11 protein-coding genes are annotated in these 9,372 nt (G+C 72.3%); 4 read left to right on the top strand and 7 right to left on the bottom strand.

Features of this window, described 5'->3' with window-relative positions; translation table 11 throughout:
• Positions 1-1,591, top strand: a 1,591-nt coding sequence (locus AB0C29_RS20265; RefSeq protein ID WP_360822224.1) for an acetate--CoA ligase family protein, incomplete at its 5' end; no start/stop codon positions are given.
• Between the two features lie 6 nt (positions 1,592-1,597).
• On the opposite strand, the gene AB0C29_RS20260 is transcribed toward AB0C29_RS20265, so the two are convergent.
• Together AB0C29_RS20260 and sigB are read right to left on the bottom strand one after the other, a co-directional pair.
• Complete coding sequence (locus AB0C29_RS20260; protein ID WP_360822222.1) at positions 1,598-1,975, bottom strand: YrdB family protein; 378 nt, start codon at positions 1,973-1,975, stop codon at positions 1,598-1,600.
• 153 nt (positions 1,976-2,128) lie between these two features.
• A complete protein-coding gene (gene sigB / locus AB0C29_RS20255; RefSeq protein WP_360822226.1) occupies positions 2,129-3,085 on the bottom strand; it encodes an RNA polymerase sigma factor SigB in 957 nt (318 codons plus the stop codon).
• A 310-nt stretch (positions 3,086-3,395) separates the two neighbouring features.
• Here sigB and AB0C29_RS20250 point away from each other — a divergent pair, with 310 nt between their 5' ends.
• A complete protein-coding gene (locus AB0C29_RS20250) occupies positions 3,396-4,181 on the top strand; it encodes a sporulation protein (RefSeq protein WP_360822220.1) in 786 nt (261 codons plus the stop codon).
• 10 nt (positions 4,182-4,191) lie between these two features.
• Here the strand turns inward: AB0C29_RS20250 and dtd are convergent, their stop codons facing one another.
• The 3 genes from dtd to AB0C29_RS20235 are packed head-to-tail and all read right to left on the bottom strand — an operon-like array spanning position 4,192 to position 5,617.
• Positions 4,192-4,614: a D-aminoacyl-tRNA deacylase gene (dtd, locus tag AB0C29_RS20245; RefSeq protein ID WP_360822218.1), complete on the bottom strand. Its 423-nt coding sequence runs from the start codon at positions 4,612-4,614 to the stop codon at positions 4,192-4,194.
• A complete protein-coding gene (locus AB0C29_RS20240) occupies positions 4,602-5,261 on the bottom strand; it encodes a phosphotransferase (protein ID WP_360822216.1) in 660 nt (219 codons plus the stop codon). Before AB0C29_RS20240 ends, dtd begins: the two co-directional genes overlap by 13 nt.
• A 17-nt stretch (positions 5,262-5,278) precedes the next feature.
• Positions 5,279-5,617, bottom strand: coding sequence for a hypothetical protein (locus tag AB0C29_RS20235; protein ID WP_360822214.1), 339 nt, complete (start codon positions 5,615-5,617; stop codon positions 5,279-5,281).
• Between the two features lie 100 nt (positions 5,618-5,717).
• Between AB0C29_RS20235 and AB0C29_RS20230 the strand changes: the two genes are divergently transcribed.
• Positions 5,718-6,284: an HhH-GPD-type base excision DNA repair protein gene (locus tag AB0C29_RS20230; RefSeq protein ID WP_360822212.1), complete on the top strand. Its 567-nt coding sequence runs from the start codon at positions 5,718-5,720 to the stop codon at positions 6,282-6,284.
• Here the strand turns inward: AB0C29_RS20230 and AB0C29_RS20225 are convergent.
• Positions 6,250-8,631: a bifunctional diguanylate cyclase/phosphodiesterase gene (locus AB0C29_RS20225; RefSeq protein ID WP_360822210.1), complete on the bottom strand. Its 2,382-nt coding sequence runs from the start codon at positions 8,629-8,631 to the stop codon at positions 6,250-6,252. The two genes, AB0C29_RS20230 and AB0C29_RS20225, sit on opposite strands and share 35 nt — an antisense overlap.
• Before the next feature lie 141 nt (positions 8,632-8,772).
• Between AB0C29_RS20225 and AB0C29_RS20220 the strand changes: the two genes are divergently transcribed.
• Positions 8,773-9,114, top strand: coding sequence for a DUF3099 domain-containing protein (locus AB0C29_RS20220; RefSeq protein ID WP_360822209.1), 342 nt, complete (start codon positions 8,773-8,775; stop codon positions 9,112-9,114).
• Here AB0C29_RS20220 and AB0C29_RS20215 read toward each other — a convergent pair.
• Positions 9,111-9,372 (bottom strand): PfkB family carbohydrate kinase (locus tag AB0C29_RS20215; protein ID WP_360822207.1); only part of this gene is annotated, 262 nt, incomplete at its 5' end. The genes AB0C29_RS20220 and AB0C29_RS20215 overlap by 4 nt on opposite strands.

Here is a 9,372-nt window from a genome sequence, read left to right as displayed (position 1 = left end):
CGCCAACACCGACCCCGCGGTACGCCTCAACGCCACGCTCGCGCCGCGACTGCCGGCCGCCGGGCGGGTGGGCTTCTTCAGCCAGTCCGGCGCGCTCGGGGTGGCGCTGCTGGCCGAGGCGGACCGGCGTGGGCTCGGCCTGTCCAGCTTCGTGTCGGCCGGCAACCGCGCGGACGTCTCCGGCAACGACCTGCTGCAGTACTGGCAGGACGACCCCGGCACCGACGCCGTCCTGCTCTATCTGGAGACGTTCGGCAACCCGCGCAAGTTCGCCCGGCTGGCCCGCCGGATGAGCCGGGTCAAGCCGGTCGTCGCGGTGGCGTCGGCGACCCGCCCGGCCGGGCTCGCCGGGGATCTGCCCGGCCCGGACACCCGCGCGGTCACCGCCCTGTTCGCCCGCTCCGGCGTGATCCGGGTCGACACCGTTGCCGAGATGTTCGACGTCGGCCTGCTGCTCGCCCACCAGCCGCTGCCGGCCGGGCGCCGGGTCGCGATCGTGGGCAACTCGTCGGCGCTGTCCAGCCTGGCCGTGGCCGCGTGCCGGGCCAACGGCCTGACGGTGGCCGAGGGCTATCCCCGCGACATCAGCCCGCAGGCGGGCGCGCACGACTTCGCCGACGCGCTGGCCGACGCCGCCGTCGACGAGCGGGTGGACGCCCTCGTGGTGGTCTTCGCGCCGCCGCTGCCCGGCCAGCTCCCGGACGAGGACGCCGACTTCACCGCGGCCCTGGGCAGCGTGGCCATGGCGGGGGAGAAGCCCACCGTGGCGACGTTCCTGCTGGGCACGATGCCCGACCGGGTGCCGGCGTACCCGTCGGTGGAGGAGGCCGTCCGCGCCCTGGGCCGCGTGGCCGGGTACGCCGACTGGCTCCGCCTGCCACCGGGCGTGCTGCCGGCACTGTCCGGCGTGGACCCGTCAGCCGCCGAGATCGAGGGCCCGCCCGCCGAGCTGCTCGCCGCGTACGGCATCAAGGTCGAGCCGTCCACCTCCGCGACCTCGATCGACGAGGCCCTGGCCGCCGCGGACGCGCTGGGTTACCCGATCGCGCTGAAGGCGGCCGGTGGCGCCCTGCGGCACCGCATCGACCTGGGCGCGGTCCGGCTGGCCCTGGCCGACGAGGACGACGTCCGTGCCGCCTACCGCGAGCTGGAGTCGGCGTTCGGCCCGCACGTGCTGGTGCAGTCGATGGTCCCGCCCGGGGTGGCGTGCACGATCGAGGTCGTCGAGGATCCGGCGTTCGGCCCGGTGGTCGGCTTCGGCCTCGGCGGGGTGGCCAGTGAGCTGCTGGGTGACCTGGCCTGGCGGGCGGCGCCATTGACCGACCGGGCCGCCGCCGCGCTGGTCGACGAGCCCCGCGCGGCGCCGTTGCTGCACGGCTACCGCGGCTCGGCGCCGGTCGACCGGGAGGCGCTGGTCGATCTGCTGCTGCGGGTCGGCCGGCTGGCGGACGAGCATCCCCGGGTCCGGGCCCTGTCCCTGAACCCGGTGCTGGCCCGCCCGGACGGCATCACGGTGCTGCACGCCTCGGTGGAGATCGGCGAGGCCGGCGCGCGCCCGGACACCGGCCCCCGCCGGCTGCACAGCGCCTGACGTCCCTCAGTGCGGGATCCGGCGGTCCGGGTGCTCCTCGGTGCGGCCGCCGGTGGTGACGTGCAACAGGTGCAGGGCGAGGCGGTTCCCGGCGGCCAGGACGGCCAGTGCCGCCGCCAGGATCGGGTGACCGGTCACCGCCAGAGCGACGGCCGCGCCGCCGAAGACCAGCCATTCCGGTACGAGCCGCAGCGGGTCCGGAAGCGGCCGGCGCGCCTTCGGTGCCACCCACTGTCCCCAGACGACGGCCGCGAGCAGCGGCAACGCGATGGCGATCAGCAGCCGCACCCAGAAGTTCGCCGACGTCTGCCAGCCCGCATGGGCCAGCGCCGCCAGCGCGCACAACTCCAGCACGAACCGCAGCAGCAGCTGGAAGCCTCGCACCCGGCCCCACCTCCCCGGCGACGCTCGTTGCGGCGCCCGCGTTGATTGTCACCGAGGATGCCCGCCGCGTCAGTCGGGAATTCGCCCGACCCGCTCCCGGACACGGCGGAGGCCGGTCGCGCATCGCGACCGGCCTCGTGGTTGGTACGGGTGTCAGCTGGCGTAGGCCTCCAGGCGCGACGCCCGCTGCGGGTCGCGCAGCTTGGACATCGTGACCTTCTCGATCTGGCGGATCCGCTCGCGGCTCAGCCCGAACTCGCGGCCCACCTCGTCGAGGGTGCGCTGCCGGCCGTCGTCCAGGCCGAAGCGCAGCCGGATCACCGCGGACTCCCGCTCGGACAGCGTGGAGAGCACGATCTCGACCTCGCCGCGCAGTTCGCTGCGGCCGACGCTGTCGCCGGGCTCGCCGCGCGGGTCGACCGCCGCGACGAAGTCCCCGAGGGCGCTCTCGCCGTCCTCACCGACGGCCTGGTCCAGGCTGACCGGCTCCCGGTCGTACGAGATGAGCTCGATGACCTGGAACTCCGGCACGCCCATGGCCTTGGCGATCTCGGCGACGACCGGCTCGCGGCCCAGCGTCGTGGCGAGGTCGCGGCGGGCCCGGACCATGCGGTTGACCTGCTCGACCATGTGCACCGGGATGCGGATGGTGCGGGCCTGGTCGGCCATGGCGCGGGTGATGGCCTGGCGGATCCACCAGGTGGCGTACGTGGAGAACTTGTAGCCCTTGGTGTAGTCGAACTTCTCGACCGCGCGGATCAGGCCCAGGTTGCCTTCCTGGATCAGGTCCAGGAACGCCATGCCGCGGCCGGTGTAGCGCTTCGCGATGCTCACCACGAGCCGCAGGTTGGCCTCGAGCAGGTGGTTCTTGGCCGCCCGGCCCTCGGTGATGATGATCCGCAGCAGCGGCGCCAGGTCGTCGCCCGCCGCGGGGAGCTTCTCCTCCGCGTAGAGGCCGGCCTCGATCCGCTTGGAGAGCGTCACCTCCTCGACCGCGGTCAGCAGGCGGGTGCGGCCGATGCCGTTCAGGTACGCCCGGACCAGGTCGGCCGAGACGCCGCGCTCGTCGATCGCGTCCAAGTCCGCCAAGGGCTCGACACCGTCAGTCATGATGGTCTCGGCAGCAACCGCCGCCGTGGACTCCGTCGCCTTCATCTGCAGGACCACCTTTCAGTCCCCTCCCCGCGTTCACCGAGTCGTGCATTCCCAGCCGCATTCGTGCCGGTGATCACTAGCTTGGCGGCAGGCGCGTTAAGCGGAGGTGAGGCAAGCGTCCAGGTGGCATGAATCGGGGAGAACCCTGAGGTCGCTTACCCGACAACCTGCCCGGCTTGGTGGGACATGTACGTACAGTGACGCAATTCCGTACGGGGCGGGGGCGCTCCATAATCGGCGGCACGGTTCGTTTCAAGGAGGATTCGTGGTCTTCAAGCGCATGATGCAGGCGATGGGTGTCGGGGGCCCGTCAGTGGAAACGGTGCTCGCCAACCCCAACTGCCGCCCCGGGGGCTTCCTCGAGGGGCAGGTGCACGTCATGGGCGGCGACCACGCCGTCGACATCGAGTACGTGGCGGTCGGGCTGATGACCCGGGTCGAGGTGGAGAGCGGCGACAGCGAGTACAACACCGACCAGGAGTTCCACCGGCAGCGGCTGACCGGCTCGTTCAAGCTGGACGCCGGCGCCCGGCACGACATCCCGTTCCGCTTCGACGTGCCGTGGGAGACCCCGATCACCGAGGTGTACGGCCAGCACCTGCACGGCATGACGATGGGCCTGCGTACCGAGCTCGAAGTGGCCCGGGCGGTCGACAAGGGTGACCTGGACGCGGTGGCCGTGCACCCGCTGCCGGCCCAGGAACGCATCCTGGACGCCTTCCTGCGGCTGGGCTTCCGTTTCAGCCGCGCCGACGTCGAGCGGGGCCGGGTCTACGGCGTGCAGCAGACGCTGCCGTTCTACCAGGAGATCGAGTTCTACCCGCCGTCGCAGTACGCGGGCCGCATCACCCAGCTCGAGGTCACGTTCATCCCGACCCCGCACAACCTCCAGGTGGTGCTGGAGATCGACAAGCGCGGCGGCCTGTTCACCGAGGGGCACGACGCGTTCGGCCGCTTCGACGTCGACTACCACTCGGTGGACCAGGTCGACTGGACGGCGCAGCTCAACGGCTGGCTGCAGCAGTCCGCCCAGCGCCGCGGCTTCTTCTAGAGCTGAGGTTCTAGATCTCGAGCCAGACGGTTCTCGGGCCCACGTTCACGCTCTCCACGAGCATGTGGGCCCGGAACCGGCCGGTCTGCACCGGTGCGCCCCGCTCGCGCAGCGCCTCGACGAAGGCGGTGACCAGCGGCTCGGCCACCTCAGCGGGCGCGGCGGCGGACCACGTGGGCCGGCGGCCCTTGCGGGCGTCGCCGTAGAGGGTGAACTGGCTGACCACCAGCAGCGGGGCACCGGTGTCCGCGGCGGAGGCGTCACCGTCGAGGATGCGCAGCTCGTGCACCTTGCGGGCCAGGGTCGCGGCGGTCGCGGCGGTGTCGTCGTGGGTGACGCCGACCAGCACCAGCAGCCCATCCTCGATCTTGCCGACGACCTCGTCGTCCACGGTGACACTGGCCCGGCTGACGGTCTGGATCAACGCACGCATGCCCGCATCTTCTCCGCCGCGGTGTCGATCAGCGCGATCTCGGCCGGCGTGAGCGTGTCGAGCTGCCACCGGCGGAAGCGCACCACCTCGTCGAGCAGCCGGATCGGGTCGCCGGGGGCCACCCGCAGGAACGCCACCAGCAGCTGATCGGCGGCCGCGGACCACTCATGGCCGCGCTCGGCGGCCACCTGGGCCAGAATCAGCGCGGTCAGGCCGGTGTCCAGATCAGGCTCGCCGGGGCGGGCGTTGCACCAGTCGATCACCACCGGACCCCGGGCGGTCATCAGCACATTCAGCGGGTGCAGGTCCAGGTGGACGACGGAGGAGCCGGCCGGGGCGCCGGGCCACGGTGGCAGCTCGTGCAGCCGGCGCAGCAGGTCGGCCAGGTGCGCGGCGGCCTCCTCCAGACCGAGCTCGCCGGTCGTCAGGGCGTGGGCCATCGTCGGGCCGTCGAGGCGTTCCAGGACCATGTCGCGGCCGGTGGCCTCGTACACGGCCGGGACGGGATAGCCGAGACCGGCGAGGTGACGCATGGCGCCGGCCTCGCCGGTGACGTCGGCGTCCCGCCGGTAGCGGCGCAACACGCGCTGGTCGCCCAGCGCGTACACGTCGGCTTCCCGGCCGGCGGCGAGCAACGGTCCGGTCACCCGCCGAAGATATCCGGTCAGTCGACCGCGTTGCTGGACGCGTCGCTGGTGTAGCTGTCGACCGGGGTGGTCATCGCACCGGTCGTGGCGTCACCGGTGGTGGTCGGGGCGACCCCGGGTCCCGAACGCGGGGGCGTCTTGAAGCTGTTCGGCCCCGCGGTGCCGCCGGTGGTGGTCATGATGCCGCCACCCGCGGGCGGCGGACCGCCGTTGACCAGCTGCTCGGGGTCGGTGCCGGCGGCGATGGTGCTCGACAGGCCCGGGTCGTCGTCACCCTTCTCGGGGCGGTACGTGCTCGGCTCCTCGACTGCCTCGGGAGCGTAGTCGCCGTTGCCGATCTCGCTGTTGTCACTCATGGTCAGGGTTTTGCCCGAACGGCACCGCAGCAAACCGGGCTCAGCAGGAACCCGCGGTCACCGCGGTCTCGGCCTGGCGGAAGTCCATAGGATGAGGGCCATGACGCTTTCGCTGCCCATCGACGCCGAGGCCAACGAGCTGCTGGCGAAAGACCCGCTGGCCCTGCTCATCGGCATGGTGCTGGACCAGCAGATCCCGCTGGAGAAAGCGTTCAGCTCGCCGTACGTGCTCGCGCAGCGACTCGGTCATGCCCCCACCGCCACGGAGCTCGCCGAGTTCGACCCGGAGCAGCTCGTCACGATCTTCGCCACGCCGCCCGCGCTGCACCGGTTCCCCAAGGCCATGGCCGCCCGCGTCCAGGAGGTGTGCCGGGCCCTGGTCGGCACCTACGACGGGGACGCCGCCAACCTCTGGCGCGACGCCGCCGACGGCAAGGAGCTGGTCAAGCGGATCGCCGCCCTGCCCGGCTTCGGCAAGCAGAAATCGCAGATCTTCACCGCCCTGCTCGGCAAGCAGTACGGCGTCCAGCCGCCCGGCTGGCGCGAGGCCGCCGGCGCGTACGGCGAGGAGGGCTCGCACCGCTCGGTGGCCGACATCGTCGACGCTGAGTCGCTGGGCCGGGTGCGGGCCTTCAAGAAGGAGATGAAGGCTGCCGCGAAGGGCTGACCAGCAGCTCGAAGAGGTCCGCCGGGGGCAGCGGCCGGGCGAAGAGGTAGCCCTGCCCGATGCCGCAGCCGAGCATCTGCAGTTCGGCCGCCTGCTCCGCGTTCTCGATGCCCTCGGCCACCGTCTTGAGGTGCAGCACCTGGCTCAGCCGCAGGATCGCCTCGGTGATGCCCGAGCCCTCCGGCGTGCCGTCGAGCTGGGCCACGAAGCTGCGGTCGATCTTGAGGATGTCGACCGGGAGCCGGGTCAGGTAGTGCAGCGACGAGTAGCCGGTGCCGAAGTCGTCGATCGCCACGTGGATGCCGTGGTCGCGCAGTGCCCGCAGTTTGGCGATGCCGGTGCTCTCGTCCACCAGGGCCGACTCGGTGATCTCCAGGCACAGCCGGTCCGGCGCCAGCCCGGTACGCGTCAGCACCCCCAGCACGTCCGCCACCAGCGACTCCTCCTGCAACTGCCGTGGGGACAGGTTGACGCTGACGTAGAGGCCGCCCCACTCGACGACCTGGCGGCAGGCCGTCTCCAGCACCCACAGGCCGATGTCGGCGATGGTGCCGCTGCGCTCGGCGATCGGGATGAACTGGGTCGGTGACACCACACCCAGCCGCGGGTGGTGCCAGCGGAGCAGTGCCTCGACCCCGACCGGACGGGCGTCGGCGAGGTCGACCAGCGGCTGGTAGAGCACGTGCAGCTCGCCGCGTTCCAGGGCGCCGGCCAGGTCCTCGCCGAGCTGGGCGTCGGCCGCGCGGTGGTCGCTCATCGACGGGTCGTGCAGCTGGACGCCGTGGTTGCCCAGGTGTTTGGCCTGGTACATGGCGATGTCGGCGCGGCGCAGCAGTTCCTTCGGGGTGTCGTCGGGCCGGCTGGTCGCCACGCCGACGCTGGCCCGTACCGGTAGCAGGTCGTCACCCAGATGGACCGGCGCCGCGGCCGCCATGGCCAGCACCCGCTGCGCCGCCGCGACCGCCTGGTCCGGGCTGGTCACGCCGGTGACCAGCACCACGAACTCGTCGCCGCCGATCCGGGCGGCCACGTCGCCGGTCCGCACCCCGGCCAGCAGGACCTGCGCGAACTCGGTCAGCATGGCGTCGCCGGCGGCGTGCCCGTGCACGTCGTTGACCAGCTTGAAGTCGTCGAGGTCGATGAGCAGCAGGGCGATGTCGGTACGCCGGCCCACCACCTCGGCCAGCCGGGCGTCCAGGCCGGCCCGGTTGGCCAGCCCGGTCAGCGGGTCGTGCAGGGCCATCTGTTCGAGTTCGAGCTCGCGTTCGCGCAGCCGGTTCTCGACCTGCTGCCGGCGTTCGATGTCACCGCGCAGGGCCGCCGTGGCCGCGTCGACCTTGCCCATCGCCCGGTTGCGGGCGCCGGTGAGCATGGCGACGAGCGTGGTGAGCAGGAGCGCGATGGTCAGGGCCACGGCGAAGGTGGTCTTCACGATGCCGCGGTCGGTCTCCCGCAGCAGCTGCTCGGTGGGGTGCACCTCCAGCTCCCAGGTGCGCAGCCCGGCCGAGACGGTGGCGATCCGGTCGAGCGCGGGGGAGTGGCCCGCCGCGGGGGTCCCCGCGGTGGCGATGGCCCGTTCGACGGCGTCGGTCGGGTCGTCCAGGTCGGCGGCCACGGCGCCGTGGGCCTGCGTCCGCAGCGTCTCCGCCAGCAGGTCACGCCCGTGCACCCCCATGGTCAGCCAGCCGCGGAAGGCGCCGCCGATGCGGGCGACCGGCACCGCGAACACGAACGACAGCTGACGCTCGGCCACCGGGAGTGCCTGGTCCTTGAGCAGCACGTACGCCCGGCTGACGGCGAAACCGCCGACCGTGTACGCGTCCTTCAGCGCCTTGGCGGCCTCGGGCGAGGCGGACAGGTCGGTACCGGGCCGCGCGGGCACGTCGTCGAAGGAGCGGGCGAACACCGCGAACGCGTGCTCGCCCTCGGTCGCGGCCGGCCGCAGGGTCAGGTCGGTGGCGCCGCGGCCACGCCAGTAGGACTGTGCCGCCGCGACGCCGCCGGGCGGCGTGGAGACCACGAAGCCGAGCGACGTGGCGCCGGGCAGGTGGCGGTTACTGATCTTGTTGGTGATCCAGGTGAAGTCCCCGGCCGTCAGGTCCGTCTGCGAGCCCAGGGCGATGGCGACGTCGGCGAGGGTGTCGCCGTACCGCTGGATCTGGGTGGTGATCGCGCGCGTGAGGTCGCTGGTGTAGCGGTCCATGAGCTGCGCGGCGTAGCGCTGCTCGGCGTCGCGCGCGTTGCGCGCGGCGAACCAGGAGGTCGTGCAGCCCAGCAGCGCGACCACGACGACGAGGGCGACGCCCGACCAGCGCCGCCGGTTCAGCCCGCAGGGCAGCCACCGCACATCCTCCCTGATCGGTAGGACCGCGGGCTTTGTGAACGGTTCCGGGTCGCTACCGGCCCCGGATGCGAGCGGAGGACTGCGTCGATTGTGGGCACCTGCCCGGTGGCGGTGCGAGGATGGGTTGTCGATCGGAGATTCAAGGTGAAGAAGCAGCCGGTGTTGATCACCAACGCCGCTCGCAGCCCGAGCGAACAGCTCCGCAGCCGCCAGATCCGTTACGTGACCATGATGGGTGGCCGGGCCGCCTGCCTGATCATCGGCGCCGTCCTGGTCAGCGTCCGCCCGCCCCTGCTGCCGGTCTGGCTGGTCCTCTGCGCCATCGGCATGGTCTTTCTGCCGTGGGCCGCGGTGCTGATCGCCAACGACCGCCCGCCCAAGAGCCGGGCCAACCCGGCGGCGAGCCCGGCGGTCAACCAGCAGCGGATCCTCGAGCCGGAGGCGGCCGAGGTCATCAAGCAGCGCACCATCGACATCGAGCCCTAAGGCAGCGGTCGCGCGCCCGCCGTCTGCACGGCCGCCGCGCCGAGTGCGGCGCCGGCCGAGAGCGCAGCCGCCGGCTCCGCACCGGCACACCACGCGGTGAGCAGGCCGGCGGCAAATGCGTCACCCGCCCCGGTCGGATCAAGCGCCGGTACGCGCACACCCGCAACCGACCGCAACACCCCGTCCCGGGATGCCCAGACGGCACCATCTTCCCCACGTTTGACCACCACGTTGACCGCCACCGCGGTCAACGCGGCT

Source organism: Actinoplanes sp. NPDC048791 (assembly GCF_040650095.1).
GTDB lineage: Bacteria > Actinomycetota > Actinomycetes > Mycobacteriales > Micromonosporaceae > Actinoplanes.
The sequence above is the reverse complement of the archived record's forward strand: the minus strand, read 5'-3'. Positions and strand labels throughout refer to the sequence as shown.

Excerpts from the sequence above, each read along its gene's own strand:
- dtd (WP_360822218.1), bottom strand. The coding sequence starts at position 4,614 with ATGCGTGCGTTGATCCAGACCGTCAGCCGGGCCAGTGTCACCGTGGAC.
- AB0C29_RS20235 (WP_360822214.1), bottom strand. The coding sequence starts at position 5,617 with ATGAGTGACAACAGCGAGATCGGCAACGGCGACTACGCTCCCGAGGCA.
- sigB (WP_360822226.1), bottom strand. The coding sequence starts at position 3,085 with ATGACTGACGGTGTCGAGCCCTTGGCGGACTTGGACGCGATCGACGAG.
- AB0C29_RS20230 (WP_360822212.1), top strand. The coding sequence starts at position 5,718 with ATGACGCTTTCGCTGCCCATCGACGCCGAGGCCAACGAGCTGCTGGCG.